Origin of the sequence: Enhydrobacter aerosaccus, from assembly GCF_900167455.1 — a bacterium.
Taxonomy (GTDB): domain Bacteria; phylum Pseudomonadota; class Alphaproteobacteria; order Reyranellales; family Reyranellaceae; genus Reyranella; species Reyranella aerosaccus.
On sequence record NZ_FUWJ01000001.1, the window covers coordinates 507,472 to 528,479 of the forward strand.

Here is a 21,008-nt window from a genome sequence, read left to right on the forward strand (position 1 = left end):
ATAACGTCAATGATCAGAAAGAGTGATTGCCTTCGCCTCCGGTGTTCAAGCAAAGCGGGGCAAAGATCGGGAAGGGCACGAGGCCGGCGACCGCCGCCCTCGGTTCAGGGGAATCTGCCATGAAGTCAGAGTCGGACGAGAAGATTGTCGAGCGCGTGCAAACGGGCGTTCGCATCGAGAAGCGGATACTCAAGGTCGCGAAGGGCCTGGCTGAGTACCTGGACATGAGCCTGGGCGACCTGGTGGAAGGCGTTCTGCTGAATGCCTTCGAGGGTAAGGATGCCTTCAGCCCCGCCACGCGCGAGCGCATCAAGATACTGAAGGACTTCTACGGCCTCACGCTGAATGCGTCCGACGCCCATACACTGCGCGACCGGGCCGAGCCTTAAGACGCAAGTGGATTGGCGTGCCGGTGACGATGCAGGGCAACGCACCGGCGAGACTGTGACCGCGACGCTGTGATCCCAGGCGAGCGAAGCACGCTGCGATCTGCCCCGCCGTCGACGATGCTTGCCCATCGCGGCATCTTGTGATTTGGTAGGTATACCAACCAAGAGGCCGAGCATGAACCCGGCGGACATGCGGGAGCGGATAGTGACGGCGGCGATCGGTATCCTGCGCGCGCAGGGGCTGGCCGGTCTGACGCAACCGCGCGTCGCCAAGGCGGCCGGCCTGTCGCAAAGCCATCTGACCTATTACTTCCCGACCCGGGCCGATCTAGTGCGCGGCGTGCTGGAGGCGGCGGTAGCCGGGCAGGAGGCCAATCTCGGCGGCGCCATGACGGAGTCGCTGCCGTACGAGGAGCGGGTCGCCCGCCTGGTGCGTGCGCTCGCCAATACCGAGAACACGCGCGTCCTCGTCTCGCTGGTGCTGGCGGCGGATGCCGAGCCGGGTTTGCGCGATCTCTATCACCGCCTGGTGGTCGCCATGCGCCGGCACAGCGCCGCCCTGCTGGCGAGCGCCGGCCTCGAGGCGACGCCGGCGCAGGTGGCGCTGCTGCATGCCCTCGGAACGGGCCTTGCCATCATCGGCGTGGCGCTGGGGCCGACCCCGGGCCGCAAGCTCAACAAGCAGGTTTTGGACGAGATGTTTCGCCTGTTCGCCGCCGCGGCGTCGGGCGACGGCAACGATGCCGGCGGCGCCGGAGAGGAGTGATCATGGGGGCGTGGCTCGACAATCTCATCCCGATCAAGGCGCCGGAGTTGCGGCACGAGCAGCTTGCCGGCTGGCAGCCCACGCGATCCGCCGCGCAGGGGCTCGGCTGCCGGCTGCTCGCCGACCAGCGCATCGAGGTGGCGGGCGGCGTGACGCTTTCGGCCGATGTCTACGTGCCGCGCGCACCCGGACGCTATCCGGCGATCGTCCAGTTCGCCGCCTATACGCGCGAGCTTCATACGGCCGGCATGCCGACCGGCAGCAACGAGATCGGCTCGCCGCCCGTCTTCACCGGCCGCGGCTACGGGCAGGTCGTGGTGATGCGCCGCGGCATGGGTCGCTCAGGCGGCGAGCAGGCCGTGTTCCTGTCGCCGGAGGACGTCGACGATCACGAGCGCTGCATCGCCTGGGCCGCGTCCCAGCCCTGGTGCGACGGCCGCGTCGTGCTGTTCGGCACGTCCTATTACGGCATGAGCCAGCCGCTGGTCGCGGTGCGTCGACCGCCGGCCTTGAAGGCGTTCTTCTGCAACGAGATCTGCACCGACTATTTCCGCCACCTGGTGCAGTTCGGCGGCGTGCCCAACCTCTATTTCTGCAATCTGTGGATGGGCGCCAACTTCACGCGCGCCATGTACGACCTGCGCGTGCCGCCGGTGGTGCGCGCGCTGCTCAGCCACGTCACCAACTCGCCGCTGAAGCGGCTGTGGCAGCCCTTCATGATGAAGCGGGTGGATGCGATCTACCGCGCCTTCATGGCCAAGACGCCGGTCAAGGCCGTGCGCGAGATGTACGCCAACTGGATGCTCGATTCGAAATCGCGCGAGACCTGCTCGCTGCAATCCGGTCCGACCGGGCAGCTCGGCGCCATCGAGATCCCCTTCGTCGTGGTGCAGAACCTGGGCTACTTCAACCTGCACCAGTTCGGCACCTACGACCTGTTCCAGAACGCGGCCACGCCGACCGACCGCAAATGGATGATCCTGGCGCCGCCGCGCTACGAGCTGCCGGTCTATGCCTGGCAACTGGAGGCGCTGGCCTTCTTCGACCATGTGCTGCACGGCACGGACAACGGCTATGCCGCCCAGCCGCCGGTGCGCTACTGGCTGGAAGGCGAGGATCTGTTTGCCGGCGCGGCCGATTTCCCGGTGCCGGAGGCGATGGAGCGGCGTTTCTATCTTGCCTCCGGCGGCCAGGATGCGGCGACGCACAGGCTGGCGGAGGAACCGGGGGAGGGCGAGAACCGCTGGGCAGCGGTGCCGCTCGGCCTGCCGGTGCTGGGCGGCTTCGACGAGGTCGCCAACCAGCGCCTCACCTACGAGATGACCGCGGAGCGGCCGATGCGGCTGGCCGGGCCTGTGTCGCTGACGCTGTCCTTCAGCTCAAACGAGATCGACTCCCACCTCGTCGCGCGACTCGGCCGCGTCGCCAGGGATGGCAGCTATCACCTGCTGTCGCTCGGTGCCATGAGCCCGGCCCGCCGCCGGCGCGATCCCGCGCGCGACACGGCGTGCGAGATCGTGCACGACACCTCCGTGCGCGAGCCGCTGCAGCCCGGTGTGCCCGTGCCGCTTACCTTCAGCCTCACGCCCGGCCCGACCCAGCTTCAACCCGGCGACCGCCTGCGCCTCGACGTGGCAAGCCGTCTCGACCTTCTCCGCAGCGATGTCAGCCACGGCTACGTGCATTTCGACATGCCCGGACCGCCGTACTTTGCCCGCAACACGCTGCATTACGGGGCGGGGACGTATCTGAAGGTGGCGGAGGTCCCGACGACCTGAGAGCCACGATCCCATGAGCACTCGGGCTACTGGGAGATTGGCGCAGCAACTGCCGGTCGATTATCGTCCTGAGACACAATGAGCGATTGGCAGGTGATGGGAAAACCGGCTGGTCACAACGTACAGATCGTAGAGGCTGCTTCGATGCAGCGGCATCCCCCCATCGATATCCGAGTGGCTTCGGCTGTCCGGGTAGCGCTTCCGTGTTGTCGTGGCCACGGTTCTCACACTCGCTCCCGCAGCCACGTCGACAAAAGCCGCGGAGCCGGCGACGCTACTCGGTCGGGAAGTTCTTCGGTTCAGCAATGTTGGAACGGTCTGGGATCTGGCCTAGAGTCCAGATCAGCATCATCTGGCGGGAGTCGTAGCGGGCCCAATTCCTCTCGACTCCATTCGTTTTGCCTCGTCAGTCTGGATTGTGCTCTGCCCCTATCATGGCTGTGCTCGCTGCTTAGTCAGTCGATGGCACATTCACCGGATGCAGGTACGGAATCGGACAACTAACTGAGGCATTGGACGCACTACCTGTCAGCCGTCTATGCAATAAGCCCACTTCTCGAATGTAGAGCTTTTCTAAGGAAGACGGTCCGCTTGAGTGCAAGCCCTAATCACGACACGCCGATTCAGCTGTTCCGAGTGGCCGCGGGCAATGGTCAATGGTTGGTGGTTGTGTAGCGCAGATATGACGATGCTTTTCCTCGGCACGCCGGCTTCTACAAGAACGATAGAAACGACTTCGGCTCTTTTCTGGCTCAGATTTGGATTGGCGCTATGTGCTTCGACATCGTCCGTGTGTCCTTCGACACAGATTCGGTTCGATGGACTATCAAGTAGATATTGCTGGCTAAAGTAGTAGTCGCATCCTCGTGCCGCGGCCACGTGATAAGAAAGATAGTTCAGCTGCGTGGCAGCTAGCGTGGCCGCTCCTTCGGGAAAGAAGACCATCAGGTTTGGGCAGCTGGAGGGTGCGGGCGGAGGCACGTCCACCAGATCGTTTGCCCAAGAGGACCTATAAGCGACAAGACAAAGGGTTGCGACGAGGAATGCCGATTTCGACATCCAATTGGCCTTAAAAGCCGCTTTTAGCAGTAGAGTCCAACAGGGCGAGTATCTTCTAAGGGGGACAAGAGAAACAGCTGCACCATTCAGCATCCGTTTGACCTCCGTATCATTGGTCTCAGGCTCGAGGAGCCCGGCACTCGCCGCCAACCCGAGTGATGCGCTCGAGGTTGATGTTCTTTTCGCGTTCATCTATATATGGGTATTGCGAAAATAGCAAGTTATTGATGGGTGGATAATGTGGCGAGTTTATAGCGCCAGAAATCACAGCCGGCACGTCGCGGTATTGCGGTTAGCGCAGTTAGCGCTAGTGCGCTGGTCCGCATCGAACGCCGGACATGGCTCGTCTGCGCTTTTGGGCATGCGTCGTGCCGGCAGGGAAGGGTAGGCTTTCCCCAACACCGTAAGGGAGGAGTGGAATGGCCTACGATCTCCTGATCAAGAACGGCACCGTCGTCGACGGGACAGGGAAGAAGCGCTACCAGGCGGATATCGCCATCGCCAACGGCAGGATCGCTGCCATCGGCAAGGTGACGGAAGGGGCGACGCGCACCATCCAGGCCCATGGGCTGGTGGTGACGCCGGGCTTCGTCGATCCGCACACGCACTACGACGCGCAGATCTGCTGGGACGGCGCGGTGACGCCGTCGTCATGGCATGGCGTCACCTCGGTGGTGATGGGCAATTGCGGCGTCGGCATCGCGCCCTGCAAGCCCGAGACGCGCGAGATCGCCATGCGCGACCTGGTGAATGTCGAGGGCATTCCCTTCGATGTGCTGGACAAGGGCATCACCTGGGATTGGGAGACCTTCCCCGAGTTCATGGATGCGGCCGCCGCCCGCCGGCCGTCGCTCAACCTCGCCTTCATCGCGCCGCTGACCCCGTTTCGGCATTACGTGATGGGCGAGGCCTCGATGGAACGCGCCGCCACGGCCGAGGAGACGGCCCGCATCGCCGGCCTGATCGGCGAGGCGATGGATGCCGGCGCGCTCGGCTTTTCCTCGACCACGCTCAACCAGCACATGGGATTCGAGGGCAAGCCGCTCGCCTGCCGCAATGCCAGCCGCGAGGAGATGAAGGCCTATGCCAACGTCCTGAAGGCGCGTGGGAAGGGCGCGATCGAGATCGCGCTCACGCGCCAGGTCGGCGTGCTGGAGCAGGACCAGTGCGAACTGCTGGATTTCCTGCTCGACGAGAGCGGGCGGCCGGTCACCTTCATCGCCCTGTTCGATCGCGACGACATCCCCGAGGCGGTGCGCGACACGCTGCGTCGCGCGGCGCCGATGATCGCCAAGGGCGCGCGGCCGCAGACCTCGCCGCTGCCGCTGACGCGCGAGGTCAACATGGACAATCCCTTTTCCTTCGCCGCCTTCCCGTCGTGGAAGCGCGTGTTCGCCGACACGTCGAAGGCGGCGCAGAAGACGGTCTATGCCGATCCGGCCTTCCGCAACGCCTTCCGCCACGACCTCAAGAACCCAACCGGCTTCAGCAACTGGGGCCGCATCGCGGTGCACACCGTCCACAATCCGGCGCTTAAGGGGCTCGAGGGCAAGTCGGTGGCGCAGATCGCGCAGGAGCAGGGCAAGGACGGCGTCGATGCCTTCCTCGACACGGTGCTGGCCGACAATCTCGACTGCGAGCTCACCATGGCGTCGTGGAACACGCGCGAGGACCGCATGCGCGAGCTCCTCAACAACAAGGCGATCCTGATGGCCCTGGGCGACGGCGGCGCCCATGTCGACATGCTGTGCGATGCCGGCTACCCGACCTACCTGCTCGGCACCTGGGTGCGCGAGAAGGAGGCGATCACGCTGGAGGAGGGCGTGCGCAAGCTCACCTCCGATCCGGCCGATCTGTTCGGTCTCGCCGATCGCGGCCGCCTCGTCGAGGGTGCGCCGGCCGACGTGGCGATCTTCGATCCCGCCGCCATCGGCTCCAGCAATCACGGCGAGCGGCGCTACGACCTGCCGGGCGGCGCCAAGCGCATGGTGATGCCCTCGCGCGGCGTCGAATACACGATCGTCAACGGCGCCGTGACCTGGGAGCAGGGCAAGCTCAACGAGGCGCGGGCGGGAGTAGTCTTGCGCGGGTAGGAGTCTTGGCGGACTGCGGGCCTCTGGCCCGCTCGCGATCATGACGCGGTCCTGGAAGGCGATCGCCGTAGGAGAAGTGGATGCCGGACCTGTTCGAGATCATGGAATCGTGCCGCGCCATGCGGCGGCTGAAGCCCGACCCGGTGCCGGACGCGCTGATCCAGCGCATCCTGCAGGCCGGCACGTGCGCGCCGAGCGGCGGCAACACGCAGAAATGGCGCTTCCTCGTCATCAAGGACCGCAAGATCAAGGAAGGGGTGCAGGTCTGGTACAAGCGCGCCTTCGACGAATGGATCGGGCCGCGCTATCGCACCAGTGAGCCGCCGCCGGGCGTGAGCAAGGAGCGCTATCTGCGCCAGCTCGAGGCCGTGTCCTATCTCACCGATCATTTCCACGAGGCGCCGGTCTGGATCGTCGCCTGCCTGGTGGACGATCCCCATCCCGGTCGCGCCTCCGGCGCCTCGATCTATCCGGCGGTGCAGAACATGCTGCTGGCGGCGCGCGCCCTCGGGCTCGGCGCCACGCTGACGACGCGCCATCTCTTCTACGAGAAGGAAGCGGAGGCGGCGCTCGGTCTGCCACCCGGCGTGCAGTCCTATGCCATCCTTCCGATCGGCTATCCGATGGGCAAGTTCGGGCCGGTCAAGCGCGCGGCGCTGGAGGCGGTCGTCTATCAGGATCGCTGGGGCGAGCCGTATCGCGGCGGGACGTGACGGAGAACCGGCGATGAAGCTCGGTCTCTACATGGCGACGCAATGGCGGCAAGGTGCGGATCTCGGGCCCGAGCTCGCCAACCTGATCGAGCAGACGCGGGTCGCCCGGGCAAGCGGGCTCGCCTCGCTGATGGTGGGCCAGCACTTCGTGTCGAGCCCGCTGCAGATGTTCCAGGCCATGCCGTTGCTGGCACGGCTGGCGGCCGAGGCCGACGGCATGATGCTGGGGCCGGGCCTGTTGCTGCTGCCGCTGCTCAATCCGGTGATCGTCGCCGAGGAGACGGCGACGCTCGACTGGCTGACCGGCGGCAATGCCGTGATCGGGTTGGGCCTGGGCTATCGCCAGGAGGAGTTCGATTCGATCGGCGTTCCCTTCAAGGAGCGCGTGCCGCGCTTCATCGAGGGCGTCGAGGTGATCCGCAAGTTGTGGCGCGACGACGTCGTCGAGTATCAGGGCCAGTTCCATCGGATCAGCGGTGTGCAGGCGAGCCTCAAGCCGAAACGGCCGGGCGGTCCGCCGATCTGGATGGCGGGCGATGTCGAGGTGGCGGTGAAGCGCGCCGCCCGTCTCGCCGATGCCTGGATGCCCTCGCCGATGGTGACAGAGGAGGAGGTCGGCCGGCTCGGCCACCTGTTCCGCGATCGGCGAGCGGCCCTCGACCTGCCGGCGGCGACCGAGTTCCCGGTCATCCGCGAATGCCATGTCGGAAGCGGCACGGGAAATGCGCTCGACGAGGTGCGCGAGCCGCTCGCCTTCAAGTACGAGGCCTATGCGAGCTGGGGCGGCGACTCGGGCTTCGTGCCGGCGGCCGGCATCCGCGGCGACTTCGACGCCTTCGCCCGCCAGCGATTCATCATCGGCTCCGAGAGCGAGGTGGTCGACCGGATCGGCCGCTTCGGCGAGCGCACCGGCGCCAACCACCTGCTGCTGCGCGTGCAATGGCCCGGCCTCGATCAGAAGACGGCCGTGCGCACGCTGGAGCGGCTGGGCCGCGTCGTCGAGCAGGTGAGGTAACCTGCGTCAGCGATGTGGGCGGATGTCGTTGTTGACCCTGCGGTCGCCGGCCGACCAGCGCTTCAGCGAGTCGTGCGCGGTCGCGAGCTGGTGGGCGTTGATCGCGTCGACATCGGGGGCGTCGGCGGTGAACTCGACCAGCAGCCCGTCCGGGTCCTCGACATAGATCGAGCGACAATAGCCGTGGTCGCGCACGGTGACAGCGAGGCCGGCGGCGTCGAGGCGGCGCTGGATCTCGTACTGACCGGCCTCGGTGACGGCGAGCGCGATATGGACGAACAGCGGCTGGCGCTTGGCCTTGTAGGCGGCTGCGACCTCGGGATCGGCGAACTCGAAGAAGGCCAGCGCGCCGCCATCGGCGATGCCATAGAAGGTGTGGCTGTAGCAGAGCTTGCGGCCGGGAAAATCCGGGAACTCGCCTTCCTCGATCCAGGTCGCGAGCAGCGGCAGGCCGATGATGTCCTCGTAGAAGTGCCGCGTGCGTTCCTGGTTGGTGCAGACATAGGCGTTGTGATGGAGCCGAAGCGGCAGGGCGTCGGTGCGGGCTGGCGTCGTCGTCACGTCCGTGTCCTCCTGTTCGTTCTCGTTGTGCCGGCCGATGATAGCGGAACGGCCGGCATCGGACAGTCCCGCCGAACAGTCCCGTCCTCAGCGGCCGGCGGGGCCGCGCTTCAGTTCGTCGGCCATCTTCTCGGCGATCATCACCGTGGTGAGATGCGTGTTGGCCCGCACCACCGTCGGCATGATTGAGGCGTCGATCACGCGCAGGCCGGTGCAGCCGATCACGCGGCAATCCGGATCGACCACCGCGCGCGGATCGGTGGCGGCGCCCATGCGGCAGGTGCCGCTGGCATGCTGGGCATCGGAGCATTCGGCGAACATCCAGTCGTCCAGCTCGGCGCGGCTGAACGGCTCTTCGATCGAGCGGCCGCTGCTGCCGTATTCGACACGGCTAGCGATCGCCTGCACCGCCGGATGGAGCGCGATGTCGCGCAGGCGCTGGACGCCGTCGCGCATGCGCACGAGGTCGCTCTCGCTCGACAGCATGCGCTCCTCGACCTGCGGGTCGATGGCGGGATCGCGGGTGGTGATGCGCACCGTGCCCTCGCTGAAGGCCTGAAACACCGAGACCGCCAGCCGCGCCCGCGCCGTGCCGCCATCCTCGGCGGGGCGCAGGTTGCCGGCGATCATGATCATGTCGTTCACCCCGGCGCCGGCGAGATGAGAGGAATAGCGCACGCAGCAGTTGGTGTGGCGGTGCATCAGCGTGCTGACCTGTGCGCCCTCGCGCAGGTCGAGCAGCAGGCTGAGGATGGGATGGTCGAGCAGGTGCTCGCCGACCGGCCGGTCCGCCATCACCGGGATGCCGAGCGTCTCCAGCACGGCGCGCGGGCCGATGCCGGACCGCTGCAGCACCGCCGGCGAATGGATGGCGCCGGCGCACAGCAGCACCTCGCGCCGCGCCCGCACGTTCTGCGGGGCGCCGCCGGCGACGCGCACCGCGACGCCGTTGGCATGGGCGCGGTTGCCTTCGAAGGTCAGCGTGTCGACGATGGCATGGCCGACCACGGTGAGGTTGGCGCGGCCGCGGGCTGGCTCCAGGTAGCCGTCGTTGGTCGAGATGCGCAGCCCGGCGCGGCTGTTGATGGCATAGGGCGATGCGCCGCTGCCGGTCGGCGCGTTGTGGTCGGGGCACCAGCCGTAGCCGAGGCCGAGCGCGGCCTCGCGCACGGCGCGGTCGGCATGGCCCCAGGCCTCGATCGGGGCGCGATAGACCGGGATCGGGCCGTCGCTGCCGTGCCAGGGGGCGTCGCCAAAGTTCACGTCGGCCTCGAGCTTGCGGAAGTAGGGCAGCACGGCGTCCCAGTCCCAGCCGGCGGCGCCGTCGGCGACCCAGTCGGCGAAATCCTCCGGGATGCCGCGGATGGCGATCTGGCCGTTGATGGTCGAGCTGCCGCCGATGGCGCGGCCACGCCACAGCAGCTTGGGCTCCTGCCGCTCGGTGCGGCGGGCCAGCAGCCTGGGATAGCGGTAGTTATCGTCGCCGATGGCGCGCAGCGGATTGGGGATGCGGATATGCTCGGGCGTGTCGGCGGTGCGGAAGTCGCGCCCGGCCTCCAGCAGCAGCACGCGGAGGGCCGGATCCTCGCTCAATCGCGCGGCCAGTACCGCTCCCGCGGAACCGCCGCCGATGATGATGTAATCGTACTCGTTGTCCATGACCCGTCCTTGGTGGCACGCTTCTTGGTTAGAGAAGCATCGTTTCGGACGATGCAGCAAGCGACAGGAGTACCGCGCGTGGTCACCAATGCCCTGGAAGTCAATCCGCAACGCCTGTGGGACAGCCTCGAACGCTCGGCCGAGATCGGGCGCTTCCGCGATGTCGGGCTGCGCCGGCTGGCGCTCTCGACCGAGGACAAGATCATGCGCGACCAGTTCGTCGACTGGGCCCAGGCGGCGGGCTGTACCGTCGACATCGACCGGCTGGGCAACATTTTCGCCCGTCGTCCCGGTACCGATCCGTCGCTGCCGCCGGTCGCCATCGGCAGCCATCTCGACACCCAGATCTGCGGCGGCCGCTATGACGGCATCCTCGGCGTGATGTGCGGGCTGGAAGTCGTGCGCACGCTGAACGACCGCGGCATCGCGACCAGGCGCGGCATCGAAGTGATCTGCTGGACCAATGAGGAAGGGGCGCGCTTCAGCCCGCCGATGATGGGCTCGATGGCCTTCGCCAAGGCGCTCACGGTCGGCAGCGTGCTCGCCACCAAGGACGACGACGGCATCACCGTCGAGCGGGCGCTGGACGAAATCGGTTATGCCGGGGCGCTGCCGGTCGGCGAGCGGGCGTTCGACTGCTATCTCGAACTGCATATCGAGCAGGCGCCGGTGCTCGACAAGGAAGGCTGCGACGTCGGTATCGTGATCGGCGGCTACAAGACCCAGGCGCTGCGTCTCACCCTCCACGGTGATACCGGCCATGCCGGCGGCACGCCGATGGCGATGCGGCGCAACGCGCTGGTCGGCGCGGGCTATGTCATTGCCGCCGTCAACGACATCGGCCTCGCCTTCGCGGCCGAGGAGGCGCGCACCACGACGACGCGCATCGAGAGCTTTCCCAACCTGCCCGGCACCTATGCCGAGACGGTCAAGCTCACCATCGACTTCCGCCATATCGATCCCAAGCGCTTCGACGTCATGCGCCAGGAAGTCGATGCCGCCATCGCCGCCTCGGCGAAGAAGGCCAATGTCGAGATCGAGGTGGCCGAGGGCTGGAGCTGGGGCACCGACCTGTTCGCACCCGAGTGCATCGCGCTCCTGAAGGACACGGCGGCGGAGCTCGGCATGCCGTATCGCGAGATGCGCAGCCAGGCCGGTCATGACGCCTATGCGATGGCGACGCTGACGCCGACGGCGATGATCTTCACGCCCTGCCACGACGGCATCAGCCACAACGTCAACGAGGCGATCGAACTCACCCGCTCGGTGCCCGGCGCCAACCTGCTGCTGAACGCCGCCGTCGCGCGGGCCAACCGGTAGGCGATCTTTCGAGAGAGCGCTTCATCCATACGCCGACAGGGAGCGCTTGATCCATACAAGGTGTCATCCCGAGCAAGCGAGGGATCCCTCGTCGAAGCGCGGAGGTTACTCCGCGCGACTCGGCATGACACAGACACAGACGGCAGACGCCGGGACGGCCTCGAACAGAGGTGCTACCGCCGCCGCCGGAAGAAGGCCCACGGATCGCGCATGAAGGTCTCGCGGGCCTGGAGCTGGGTCGCAGGATCGGCAAGGGGACGGGCGGCACGGCGCTGGAAGATCATGTCGCGGCGGGCCGATGTCGTGTTGGCCGAGGTGCCGTGCGCGAGGAAGCAGTGCGCGACGATGACATCGCCCGGCATCAGCCGCGGCACCACCATCGCGCCGCTGAGGAACAGCTTCTGGCCGCTGCGTTTGACCTCGCCCCAGTCGATTGCCGTATCGGTGGGCTGGTCGCCGAACAATTCGGCGAAGCGATGGTGCGAGCCCGGCAGGACATGGAAGCCGCCCGCGCTATCGGACTCGATCGCCGTCAGCGCGACGCCGAGCAGCACGTTGAAGACGGCGAGCGAGGGCGCGCGGCCGCCATCGATATGGAAGTGTCGGCCGACGATGCCTGCGGTGCTGAAACCAGGCAGGGTCGAGGCAAGCTGCAGGCGGTCCGGCGAGGTGACCGAGTCGAGGATCTCGAGCGCCAGCGGATCGAGCACATCGTTTGCGAGCGCGACGAAGGCGGGATGATCGCTGTCGCGGATCTCGCGCCACAGTTCGTTCTTGCTGCGCTCCCAGCCGCCGTCGGGATGGACGGCGTTCAAGTGGCTAGCCGCATCCTGCGCGGCAACGAGATGCGGCGCATCGACGGCGCTACGTACGACCGTGTAGCCATCCTGGAAGAGCTCGCCCCAGTGCCGGTCAGTGAAGATCATGCGTGGAGTCTCTGCCCACGACGGCTCACTGTCCACGGTCGCTCGCGGCTGGCCATGCCGGACCGCGGGCCTCCGGCCCGCTCTTCATGCCGATGCCGGCAAAGACCGAGAGCGGGCTGGAAGCCCGCGGTCCAGGAGGAGGCCGTTGGAGGCCGGAATCCGTGGTGATGGATAGGCAGGTGTAGAAGGAGAGACAACGATCCCATTGCCTCTGCGCTTCCACCATCACCCCCCGCCCTGAGGAGCACCGCGAAGCGATGCGTCCCGAAGGGTGGAATGGGCATCGTGCTTGTCGCTCATCCTTCGGGGCGGCGCTGCGCGCCTCCTTGGGGCGAAGGGCGGGCTGGAAGGGCGCGGCGCGGGGACAAGACGTTGGAGGCCGGAATCGGCCGCCGTGCAACGGTGGCTCTAGAAGGAGAGGCGACGATGATGTCGCCTCTCGCTCCACGTTGTGGGTCAGCCCTTGTGCGGGTTGATCAGGAACTTCTCGCCGGTCGCGCGCTTGGCGTAGGAGGCGATGGTCGGGAGCTGCAGCGCCTCCTGCAGCGAGATGGTCTTGGTGTAATGGCTGGCGAAGGTCGTCTTGAGCGAATTGACGACGCGCTCGCGCAGGCGGATCTGGTCGGCGCGGCCGATCTTCTGCAGGAAGGGCGTCAGCAGCCAGCCGCCCATGCTCCACGCCATGCCGAAGTTGCGCACGATCTCGGTCGGCGCGGTGTTGAGGCTGCCGTAGAGATAGACCTGCTTGTGCACGCTCGAGCCGTAGCGGCTGTATTCCTTCGCCGTCTTGTTGATGGCGATCTCCATGGCCGTCAGGATCTGGCCCGCGAGCCTGCCGCCGCCGATCGCGTCGAAGGCGATGGTCGCGCCAGTCTCGACCAGCGCCTGGACAAGATCGTCCATGAAGGTCGGCGCGGTCGAATCGACGACGTGTCTGGCGCCGATCTCCTTGAGGATCTTCGCCTGTGCCGGGCTGCGCACGATGTTGACCAGGCCGATCCCGTCCTCGAGGCAGATCTTGTTCAGCATCTGGCCGAGATTGGAGGCGGCGGCGGTGTGGACGAGCGCCTTGTGGTCTTCGCGCTTCATCGTTTCGGTCATGCCGAGCGCGGTCAGCGGATTGACGAACCACGAGGCGCCCTCGGCTGCGGTCGTTCCGGCCGGCAGGGCCTGGCAGTCGCGCGCCTTGATCAGGCGGTACTGCGCGTACATGGCGCCGCCAATCATCGACACGGTCTTGCCCTTGAGGGCCTGCGCCGCTTCCGAGGTGCCAGCCTTGACCACGGTGCCGGCGCCCTCGTTGCCGACCGGCAGCGACTGGTCGAGCCGCGCCGCCAGGAAGGGCAGCGACTGCGCCGGAACTTTCGCCGTCACGACGATGCCATCGCCGCTGCCGGACGCACTGGCGGTCGTGACATCGGCGGGCCCGAGCAGCAGTCCAAGGTCCGACGGGTTGATGGGGGTCGCCTCGACCTTGACCACGACCTCATCGTCGGCGGGTTCGGGGATCGTCACCTTCGCCAGCGACAGTTCGAGCTCACCGCTCTTCTTGATCAGGGACCGCAGCTCGAGGCCGGTGGTCGGGTGGATGTCGCTCATCGAAGATCTCCTGCAATGCGTTCAGCCCCGCCAGGCGGGGCGTGTGGTCGAAAAAGCCAGAATAGCCGAAAAGGAGACAATCCCCAGCGCCACGAATGTGAAAAGCCCGCGCGTGCCCCAGCCCATTACGTCGAGTGCGAAAAGGCTGCCACACACCGCGATGACGATCCGGCTGAGATTGGCAACGACCGGCCAGATCATCTCGCCAGTGCCCTGCGAGGCGAAGTAGAGCGCCATCGCCAAGCCGAAGAAACCGTAGGCCGGGCCGACGATGCTGAGATAGGTGCGACCAGAGGCCAGCGCGCCGGCATCGCGCGTGAAGAGGCCGAGCCACAGATCCGGCCAGATCGCGACCACGACGCCGATCGTCGCGGCGACAGCCCCGGCCATCAAGGCGCCGCTCCAGGCCAGTCGATGCGCCCTGGCATATTGCCGAGCGCCGATATTGGTCCCGACCAGCGCGGTGAGCGCCGCGCCGATACCGAAGCTGATCGGCACCAGCATGTATTCGAGCCGGCTGCCGATGCCGTAGCCTGCGATCGCGGCATCGCCCTCGCGGCCGATCAGGCCGGTCACGAGCAGCACGGTGCCGTTGGTGAGGATCACCACCAGGCAGGCGATCAACCCAACCTTGAGAATGTCATCGAAGCGGGCGCGCCGGAAACCATCGGTCGGCCAGTGAAGCCGGATGGCGGCGTGCCCGCTCGTCAGTCGCCACGCCATCCAGAGGGCGGCCAGCGTGAAGGAGATCACCGCGCTGGCAGCCGGACCGCGGATGCCCAGCGCCGGCAGGCCGAACCATCCCAGCGTCAAGGCACCGGTGAGGGGGATCTGCAGGGCCGCCGTGGCGACCAGCGCGTAGCCCGGTGTCTTCATGTCGCCGGTGCCGCGCAGCACAGAGGCCAGCGAATTGGCGATCCAGTGCGCGAAACAGCCGAGGAAGAGCACATTGGCAAAGGCGGTCGCCCCCTCGAGCGCGTGACCGCTGCCGCCCAGCGCGCCATAGATCGATCGGCCAAAGCCGACGAACACGATGGCGAACAGGCACGCCATGCCGAGGGCGATGGCGAGGCCATGTGCCGCTGCCGCCTCGGCTGCCGCGCGATTGCCCGACCCCATGGCGCGCGCGACCGACGAGGAGATGCCGCCGCCCATGGCGCCGGCCGACATCTGGCCGAGGGCCATCTGCGACGGAAAGACGAGGGCAAGGGCGGCGAGCTCGACGGTGCCAAGCTGGCCGACGAAGAAGCCGTCGCCGATGGAGACCAGGCTTTGCATGGCCACATTCAACACGTTGGGCGCGGACAGGGAGAGGATGGTGGGCACGATGGGCCCGTGCAGCATCATGTGCCGTCGGCGTTCGGCGGGAGTCATGCCAGATTAGGTACCATGCGGCCCGCACGGACCGCGCAAGCTTATCTCATGCGGACGCTACTTTTGCGGGCCCGAAAGCGAAATCTCCCGTTCCGCCCGGAACACGTTGCTGTCGAGGTTGGCGATCCACTGGCGGCCGCTCGACGTCACGTTCAGATAGCGAATGGCCGTCTGTATGTGCGGCGCCACGCAGTTCCAATAGAATTGCGGATAGAGGTTCACCAGATCGGCCGGGGAATTGTAGCCGAACTGCCGGTTCAGGCCGGACTCCTCGAACTCGACATAGAGCGCATTGGCCTTGCGGATGTAGTGCGGATCGCCGAGCTGGCCGATCAGATCGGCGGCCCGCAACAGGGCCGGCTCCTCGTCCATCTGCTCGTCCGGGGCCGGGATGCTGGCGGGAAACCGCGTGCCCTCGACCGCGTGGGCGATGCGCTCGGGATCGAGCCGTTCGATGCCAGCGATGCGGTCCATGACGTACATCTTGGAGCGATCCACATGCCAGGGCAGCATCGACGCATCGGATGCGCCGCGCGGCAGGCTCGTCCGGTCGCCCGACGAATTGATCACGTAGCCGTCCCGATCGTCCGCCATGAACAGGCCGCGTACATAGCCGATGTCGTGCGTCAGGCAGGCGATGATGACATGGGCATAATCTTCGGCCGACATGTGGGTGTGGAGGGCGCGACCGCGCATGATGTCGTGGCCGGCGAGGGTCACCATCATCGTATGCGCGACGTCGTGATAGAGCGCGTCGCTGTTGCCAATGCATTCCAGCGCGATGCGGGCGATCGACGGCACCGTCTCGACGAGCGGCGAGGAGCCGAAGCGTCGCCTCATGTAGGCGCCGAGAAACTCGCCCAGCGCATCCGCCGCCAGTTCGGGGATGGTGATCATCGCCCGACGGTAACGGCGCCGGATGACGGAATTGCTACAGCGTGTCGCGGCGGCTCACGCCGCGGCTTGGCGCGTCGGGCCGATCCATTGGTCGAAGTCGTTGAGTGCACGCCGTGCCAGCGCCTGCTTGCGCTCCTTGCCGCGCGCATTGCCGCCCTCTTCAGAAGGAGAGAGCGGCGGGAAAAGGCCGAAGTTCACGTTCATGGGTTGGAAGGTGCTGGCGTCGGCGCCGCCGGTGATATGGCCCAGCAGGGCGCCCATCGCGGTGGTGGGCGGCGGTGGTGCCTGGACACGGCCCTGGCGCTCGGCGGCGGCGAAGCGGCCGGCCAGCAGGCCGACAGCGGCGCTCTCGACATAGCCTTCGCACCCGGTGATCTGGCCGGCGAAGCGCAGCCGCGGCATCGCCTTCAGGCGCAACGTCGGATCGAGCAGGCGCGGGCTGTTGAGGAAGGTATTGCGATGCAGGCCGCCCAGCCGTGCGAACTCGGCGTGAGCGAGTCCGGGGATAGTGCGGAAGATGCGTACCTGCTCGCCATGCTTCAGCTTGGTCTGGAAGCCGACGATGTTCCACAGCGTGCCGAGCGCATTGTCCTGGCGCAGTTGCACCACCGCCCAGGGCCGCCTGCCCGTGCGCGGATCGCGCAGGCCGACCGGCTTCATGGGGCCGAAGCGCAGGCTCTGCGGGCCGCTGGCGGCGATCACCTCGATCGGCTGGCAACCCTGGAAGTAGGGGGTGTTGTGCTCCCACTCCTTGAACTCGGTCTTCTCGCCCGCCAGCAGCGCGGCGACGAAGGCTTCGTACTGTTCCTTGTCGAGCGGGCAGTTGAAATAGTCCGCGCCGTCGCCGGCCTGGTCGCTGCCAGGGCCGACCTTGTCGTAGCGCGACTGCTTCCAGGCGATCGACTGGTCGATGCTGTCGTGATGGACGATCGGCGCGATGGCATCGAAGAAGGCCAGTGCGCTCTCTCCGGTGATCTTCGCCACCGCCTCCGCCAGCGCCGGCGAGGTGAGGGGGCCGGTGGCGACGATGACACTGTCCCAGTCCTCGGGTGGCAGGCCGGCGACTTCCTCACGCCGCAGCTCGACCAGCGGATGGGAAAGCAACGTCTCCTGCACCGCGGCCGAGAAGCCGTGGCGATCGACGGCCAGCGCGCCGCCAGCCGGCAGCTTGTGGGCATCGGCCGCACGCATGATGAGGGAGTCCGCCCGGCGCATCTCCTCGTGCAGGAGGCCGACGGCATTGTTCAGCGCATCGTCGGACCGGAAGGAGTTGGAGCAGACGAGCTCGGCCAGCTGCTCGGTCTGGTGCGCCTCGGTTCCGCGTACCGGTCGCATTTCGTGCATCACGACGGGCACGCCGGCACAGGCGAGCTGCCACGCCGCTTCGCTGCCGGCCAATCCGCCGCCGATGATGTGCACGCTGGTGGTGCTCCCGATTTGGGCGCTTGACGTCATGCCTTCCAACCTGAAACTTGCGCCTCCTTACATGGGAGACCGGGCCATGGCCATCAAGTTCCACAATCCGAAGAGCGTATCCTTCGCGGGCAAGTACAGCCTTGGCGCGGAAGTTCCCGACGGTGCGCGCCTGCTGTATGTTTCCGGCCAGGTCGGCGTCGATGCCGAGGGCAAGCTGCAGCCGACCTTCGAGACGCAGGCGGCGCAGGTCTGGAAGAATATCGGTCAGGTGCTGGCCAGCGCCGGAATGACCTACAAGGATATCGTCAAGGCGACGATCTTCCTCACCGACAGCCGCTTCGTCGTCCCCTATCGCGACGTGCGCGACCAGTTCATCACCGAGGCGCCCTATCCGGCTTCGACCCTCCTCGTCGTGGCCGGCCTTGCCGATCCCGCCATGCTGATCGAGGTCGAAGTCGTGGCTGCCAAGGCCTGATCATGGTGGATCGGCTCAGGGTTGCGCTGGCCCAGCTCAACCCGAAGGTCGGCGACATCGCCGGCAATCTCGCCAAGGTCCGCGCTGCGCGCGCGGAGGCGGCCAAGCAGGGCGCCGATCTGGTCCTCTACTCGGAGCTAGTCCTGGCTGGCTACTTTCCCGAGGACCTGGTGCTGAAGCCGGCGTTCCAGAAGCAATGCATGGAGGCGGTCGAGGCCTTGCGCGTCGACACGCTCGACGGCGGACCGGCCGTGTTCGTCACGACGCCATGGCACGAGGACGGCAAGCTCTACAATGCCATCATCGCCCTCGACAAAGGCGAGATCATCGGCAAGCGATTCAAGGTCGACCTGCCCAACTACGGCGTGTTCGACGACAAGCGTGTCTTCTCGCCCGGACCGATGCCGGGACCGCTGGTGTTCCGCGGCGTGCGCATCGGCGTGCCGATCTGCGAGGACATGTGGACCCCGGACGTCGTCGAGTGCATCACCGAGACCGGCGGCGAGATACTCCTGGTGCCGAACGGCTCGCCCTACGAAGTGGGCAAGACCGACCTGCGGGTGCAGCTCGGCATCAAACGTGTGATCGAGAGCGGCCTGCCGCTGGTCTATCTGAACCAGGTCGGTGGCCAGGACGAGGTGATCTATGACGGTGCGTCCTTCGCGATCGGCGCCGACCGGCAGCTCAAATGCAAGCTGCCAACCTTCCGCGAACAGGTGACGACGATCGAATTCCGCCGCGGCGCCGAGGGCTGGGAGTGCCAGCCCGGGCCGATCGCCCCGGAACTCGACGAACATGAGTCGATCTACCAGGCGATGATGCTGGGTCTGCGCGACTATGTGAACAAGACCGGCTTTCCGTCGGTGGTCATCGGCCTGTCGGGCGGCGTCGATTCCGCGCTCACCGCAGCCGTTGCGTCCGACGCGTTGGGACCGGAACGCGTGCACACGCTGATGATGCCGTCGCCTTATACCAGCGCCGAGTCGCTGGAGGATGCCAAGGCCTGCGCCGAGGCGATCGGCGTGCGTTACGACATCGTCGGCATCGAGCCGGCGATGGAGGCGTTCCGCAAGATGCTGCTGCCGCTGTTCGGCAATGCCCGGGAAGACGTGACCGAGGAGAACATCCAGAGTCGCGCCCGTGGCGTCACGCTCATGGCCGTGTCGAACAAGCTGGGCGGCATGGTGGTGACGACGGGCAACAAGTCCGAGATGGCGGTGGGATATGCCACGCTCTATGGCGACATGTGCGGCGGCTACAACGTGCTGAAGGACGTCTACAAGACGACCGTGTTCGAGCTGTGCTCCTGGCGCAACCGGCATCGCCCCGAAGGAGCGCTGGGGCGCGACGGCAGGGTCATTCCCGAGCGCATCCTGACCAAGCCACCGTCGGCCGAGCTCAGGCCCGACCAGAAGGATTCCGATTCGCTGCCTCCCTACCCGGTGCTCGACGCGATCCTCCGCGGCCTGATCGAGCGCGATCTTGGGGCCGACGAACTGGTGGCCGAGGGCTACGACCGCGACACGGTCAACCGGGTCTGGCGGCTGCTCGAAACCGCCGAATACAAGCGGCGCCAGGCGCCGCCCGGCGTGAAAATCACCTCCCGCCTCATCAGCCGCGAACGACGCTATCCGATCGTCAACGGCTTCCGCGGCTGACCGCTCGGCGGTCGCGCAACCTGCGAGGCGAGGAGAGCGTTCTCGATGGCCGTGTCCGTATCCCTGAACAAGCTCACCAAGCGCCTCGGTCCGGGCGTGATCACGGGCGCCGCCGACGACGATCCCAGCGGCATCGCCACCTATTCCCAGGCCGGCGCGCAGCAGGGCGTCGGGCTGCTTTGGACCGTCGTGCTCACCTGGCCGATGATGGTCGCGGTCCAGTCGGTCAGTGCCCGCATCGGCCGCGTGACGGGCCATGGTCTCGCCGCCAACATGCTGGCGGTCTTTCCGCGGCCGGTCGTCACGGCGCTGGTCGGGCTGTTGTTCATCGCCAATACGATCAATATCGGCGCTGACCTGTCGGCCATGGGGGCCGCGGCCAAGCTGGTGCTGGGCGGCAACCAGCATCTCTATACGCTGGCGATCGCGCTGATCACGCTGCTGTCGGTCGTCTACGTGCCGTATCATCGCTATGTCGATGTGCTGAAGTGGCTGACCTTCTCGCTGTTCGCCTATGTCGGCGTGGTCTTCACCGTGCATATCGACTGGGGCGCGGTCGCCCTCGGCGCCGTCCTGCCGACCTTCGATCTCACGGGCGATTCCTTCATGCTGATCGTCGCCGTGTTCGGCACCACCATCAGCCCCTATCTCTTCTTCTGGCAGAGCTCGCAGGAAGTGGAGGAAGAGGAGGCCGATCCCGAGGCTGCTCCCTTGATCGACCGTCCGGAGCAGGCGAGCCGTGAGCTCAATCGCATCGGCTGGGAAACCTGGCTCGGCATGGCGGCCTCCAACATCGTCGCCTTCTTCATCATCCTGACCACGGCCGTGACCCTGCATGCGCACGGCCAGACCGATATCCAGACGTCGGAACAGGCGGCCATCGCGTTGCGGCCGATCGCCGGCGACGCGGCGTTCCTGCTGTTCAGCCTGGGCATCATCGGCACCGGCTTGCTGGCCGTGCCCGTGCTCGCGGGCTCCACCGCCTATGCGCTGGGTGAGGCGAGGAACTGGCGTATCGGACTGGAGCACAAGCTGGGCGAGGCCAAAGGGTTCTACGCCACGATCGCCGTTTCGATCGTGCTGGGTGTTGGCGTCGACATCTCGCCGCTCGATCCCATCAAGGCATTGGTCTGGAGCGCGGTCGTGAACGGGGTCATCACCGTGCCGATCCTGGTGGCGATGATGATCGTCGCCTCCGACAAACGGCAGATGGGCCGCTTCGTCGCCACGCACATGCAGCGTCTGTTCGGCTGGCTGGCCACGGCGATGATGGCGGTGGCCGCCGTCGCGATGTTCGTGACGATGTAGCG

The 21,008-nt window shown here is 66.6% G+C and carries 18 protein-coding genes; 10 read left to right on the top strand and 8 right to left on the bottom strand.

Annotated elements, in window-relative coordinates; genetic code table 11:
- The first annotated feature begins 119 nt into the window (after positions 1-119).
- From B5D62_RS02355 to B5D62_RS02365, 3 genes are all read left to right on the top strand, one after another.
- Entirely contained in the window at positions 120-389 is a 270-nt protein-coding gene (locus B5D62_RS02355; protein WP_085932210.1) for a hypothetical protein, read from the top strand.
- A gap of 175 nt (positions 390-564) precedes the next feature.
- Positions 565-1,155 (top strand): TetR/AcrR family transcriptional regulator, encoded by a 591-nt coding sequence (locus B5D62_RS02360; protein WP_085932211.1) that lies wholly within the window; start codon positions 565-567, stop codon positions 1,153-1,155.
- Positions 1,156-1,157: 2 nt separating this feature from the next.
- The gene (locus B5D62_RS02365) at positions 1,158-2,933 is read left to right on the top strand and encodes a CocE/NonD family hydrolase (RefSeq protein WP_085932212.1); all 1,776 of its coding nucleotides are present in this window, start codon (positions 1,158-1,160) and stop codon (positions 2,931-2,933) included.
- A 573-nt stretch (positions 2,934-3,506) separates the two neighbouring features.
- Here the strand turns inward: B5D62_RS02365 and B5D62_RS34325 are convergent.
- A complete protein-coding gene (locus tag B5D62_RS34325) occupies positions 3,507-4,184 on the bottom strand; it encodes an OmpA family protein (protein ID WP_085932213.1) in 678 nt (225 codons plus the stop codon).
- A 227-nt stretch (positions 4,185-4,411) separates the two neighbouring features.
- Here B5D62_RS34325 and B5D62_RS02375 point away from each other — a divergent pair, with 227 nt between their 5' ends.
- The 3 genes from B5D62_RS02375 to B5D62_RS02385 all read left to right on the top strand — a co-directional run bounded on the left by B5D62_RS02375 (position 4,412) and on the right by B5D62_RS02385 (position 7,813).
- Complete coding sequence (locus B5D62_RS02375) at positions 4,412-6,085, top strand: N-acyl-D-amino-acid deacylase family protein (RefSeq protein WP_085932214.1); 1,674 nt, start codon at positions 4,412-4,414, stop codon at positions 6,083-6,085.
- An 80-nt stretch (positions 6,086-6,165) separates the two neighbouring features.
- Positions 6,166-6,798: a nitroreductase family protein gene (locus B5D62_RS02380; RefSeq protein ID WP_085932215.1), complete on the top strand. Its 633-nt coding sequence runs from the start codon at positions 6,166-6,168 to the stop codon at positions 6,796-6,798.
- 13 nt (positions 6,799-6,811) lie between these two features.
- Positions 6,812-7,813 carry an LLM class flavin-dependent oxidoreductase gene (locus B5D62_RS02385; RefSeq protein ID WP_170920752.1) on the top strand — a complete coding sequence of 334 codons (1,002 nt, stop codon included), beginning with the start codon at positions 6,812-6,814 and terminating at the stop codon, positions 7,811-7,813.
- A 6-nt stretch (positions 7,814-7,819) separates the two neighbouring features.
- Here the strand turns inward: B5D62_RS02385 and B5D62_RS02390 are convergent, their stop codons facing one another.
- Positions 7,820-8,374: a VOC family protein gene (locus tag B5D62_RS02390; RefSeq protein ID WP_085932217.1), complete on the bottom strand. Its 555-nt coding sequence runs from the start codon at positions 8,372-8,374 to the stop codon at positions 7,820-7,822.
- 87 nt (positions 8,375-8,461) lie between these two features.
- On the bottom strand, positions 8,462-10,033 hold the full coding sequence (locus B5D62_RS02395; RefSeq protein WP_085932218.1) for a GMC family oxidoreductase: 1,572 nt from the start codon (positions 10,031-10,033) through the stop codon (positions 8,462-8,464).
- 78 nt (positions 10,034-10,111) lie between these two features.
- Between B5D62_RS02395 and B5D62_RS02400 the strand changes: the two genes are divergently transcribed.
- Positions 10,112-11,353 carry a Zn-dependent hydrolase gene (locus tag B5D62_RS02400; protein ID WP_085932219.1) on the top strand — a complete coding sequence of 414 codons (1,242 nt, stop codon included), beginning with the start codon at positions 10,112-10,114 and terminating at the stop codon, positions 11,351-11,353.
- Between the two features lie 173 nt (positions 11,354-11,526).
- On the opposite strand, the gene B5D62_RS02405 is transcribed toward B5D62_RS02400, so the two are convergent.
- The 5 genes from B5D62_RS02405 to trmFO all read right to left on the bottom strand — a co-directional run bounded on the left by B5D62_RS02405 (position 11,527) and on the right by trmFO (position 17,604).
- Complete coding sequence (locus B5D62_RS02405) at positions 11,527-12,279, bottom strand: phytanoyl-CoA dioxygenase family protein (protein WP_085932220.1); 753 nt, start codon at positions 12,277-12,279, stop codon at positions 11,527-11,529.
- 456 nt (positions 12,280-12,735) lie between these two features.
- A complete protein-coding gene (locus B5D62_RS02410; protein WP_085932221.1) occupies positions 12,736-13,878 on the bottom strand; it encodes a zinc-binding dehydrogenase in 1,143 nt (380 codons plus the stop codon).
- Between the two features lie 21 nt (positions 13,879-13,899).
- On the bottom strand, positions 13,900-15,252 hold the full coding sequence (locus tag B5D62_RS02415) for an MATE family efflux transporter (protein ID WP_085932222.1): 1,353 nt from the start codon (positions 15,250-15,252) through the stop codon (positions 13,900-13,902).
- 57 nt (positions 15,253-15,309) lie between these two features.
- Positions 15,310-16,149, bottom strand: coding sequence for a metal-dependent phosphohydrolase (locus B5D62_RS02420; RefSeq protein WP_085932223.1), 840 nt, complete (start codon positions 16,147-16,149; stop codon positions 15,310-15,312).
- Between the two features lie 54 nt (positions 16,150-16,203).
- A complete protein-coding gene (gene trmFO / locus B5D62_RS02425) occupies positions 16,204-17,604 on the bottom strand; it encodes a methylenetetrahydrofolate--tRNA-(uracil(54)-C(5))-methyltransferase (FADH(2)-oxidizing) TrmFO (RefSeq protein WP_085932224.1) in 1,401 nt (466 codons plus the stop codon).
- Between the two features lie 46 nt (positions 17,605-17,650).
- On the opposite strand from trmFO, the gene B5D62_RS02430 reads away from it, so the two are divergent.
- From B5D62_RS02430 to B5D62_RS02440, 3 genes are read left to right on the top strand one after another with little or no spacing between them, the layout of a single operon-like run.
- Entirely contained in the window at positions 17,651-18,040 is a 390-nt protein-coding gene (locus tag B5D62_RS02430) for a RidA family protein (RefSeq protein WP_170920753.1), read from the top strand.
- Positions 18,041-18,042: 2 nt separating this feature from the next.
- On the top strand, positions 18,043-19,698 hold the full coding sequence (locus B5D62_RS02435; RefSeq protein WP_085932225.1) for an NAD+ synthase: 1,656 nt from the start codon (positions 18,043-18,045) through the stop codon (positions 19,696-19,698).
- Positions 19,699-19,743: 45 nt separating this feature from the next.
- On the top strand, positions 19,744-21,006 hold the full coding sequence (locus B5D62_RS02440; protein ID WP_085932226.1) for an NRAMP family divalent metal transporter: 1,263 nt from the start codon (positions 19,744-19,746) through the stop codon (positions 21,004-21,006).
- Positions 21,007-21,008 lie beyond the last annotated feature (2 nt).

Excerpts from the sequence above, each read along its gene's own strand:
- B5D62_RS02355 (WP_085932210.1), top strand. The coding sequence starts at position 120 with ATGAAGTCAGAGTCGGACGAGAAGATTGTCGAGCGCGTGCAAACGGGC.
- B5D62_RS02360 (WP_085932211.1), top strand. The coding sequence starts at position 565 with ATGAACCCGGCGGACATGCGGGAGCGGATAGTGACGGCGGCGATCGGT.
- B5D62_RS02365 (WP_085932212.1), top strand. The coding sequence starts at position 1,158 with ATGGGGGCGTGGCTCGACAATCTCATCCCGATCAAGGCGCCGGAGTTG.
- B5D62_RS34325 (WP_085932213.1), bottom strand. The coding sequence starts at position 4,184 with ATGAACGCGAAAAGAACATCAACCTCGAGCGCATCACTCGGGTTGGCG.
- B5D62_RS02375 (WP_085932214.1), top strand. The coding sequence starts at position 4,412 with ATGGCCTACGATCTCCTGATCAAGAACGGCACCGTCGTCGACGGGACA.
- B5D62_RS02380 (WP_085932215.1), top strand. The coding sequence starts at position 6,166 with ATGCCGGACCTGTTCGAGATCATGGAATCGTGCCGCGCCATGCGGCGG.
- B5D62_RS02385 (WP_170920752.1), top strand. The coding sequence starts at position 6,812 with ATGAAGCTCGGTCTCTACATGGCGACGCAATGGCGGCAAGGTGCGGAT.
- B5D62_RS02395 (WP_085932218.1), bottom strand. The coding sequence starts at position 10,033 with ATGGACAACGAGTACGATTACATCATCATCGGCGGCGGTTCCGCGGGA.
- B5D62_RS02405 (WP_085932220.1), bottom strand. The coding sequence starts at position 12,279 with ATGATCTTCACTGACCGGCACTGGGGCGAGCTCTTCCAGGATGGCTAC.
- B5D62_RS02410 (WP_085932221.1), bottom strand. The coding sequence starts at position 13,878 with ATGAGCGACATCCACCCGACCACCGGCCTCGAGCTGCGGTCCCTGATC.
- B5D62_RS02415 (WP_085932222.1), bottom strand. The coding sequence starts at position 15,252 with ATGACTCCCGCCGAACGCCGACGGCACATGATGCTGCACGGGCCCATC.
- B5D62_RS02420 (WP_085932223.1), bottom strand. The coding sequence starts at position 16,149 with ATGATCACCATCCCCGAACTGGCGGCGGATGCGCTGGGCGAGTTTCTC.
- trmFO (WP_085932224.1), bottom strand. The coding sequence starts at position 17,604 with ATGACGTCAAGCGCCCAAATCGGGAGCACCACCAGCGTGCACATCATC.
- B5D62_RS02430 (WP_170920753.1), top strand. The coding sequence starts at position 17,651 with ATGGCCATCAAGTTCCACAATCCGAAGAGCGTATCCTTCGCGGGCAAG.
- B5D62_RS02435 (WP_085932225.1), top strand. The coding sequence starts at position 18,043 with ATGGTGGATCGGCTCAGGGTTGCGCTGGCCCAGCTCAACCCGAAGGTC.
- B5D62_RS02440 (WP_085932226.1), top strand. The coding sequence starts at position 19,744 with ATGGCCGTGTCCGTATCCCTGAACAAGCTCACCAAGCGCCTCGGTCCG.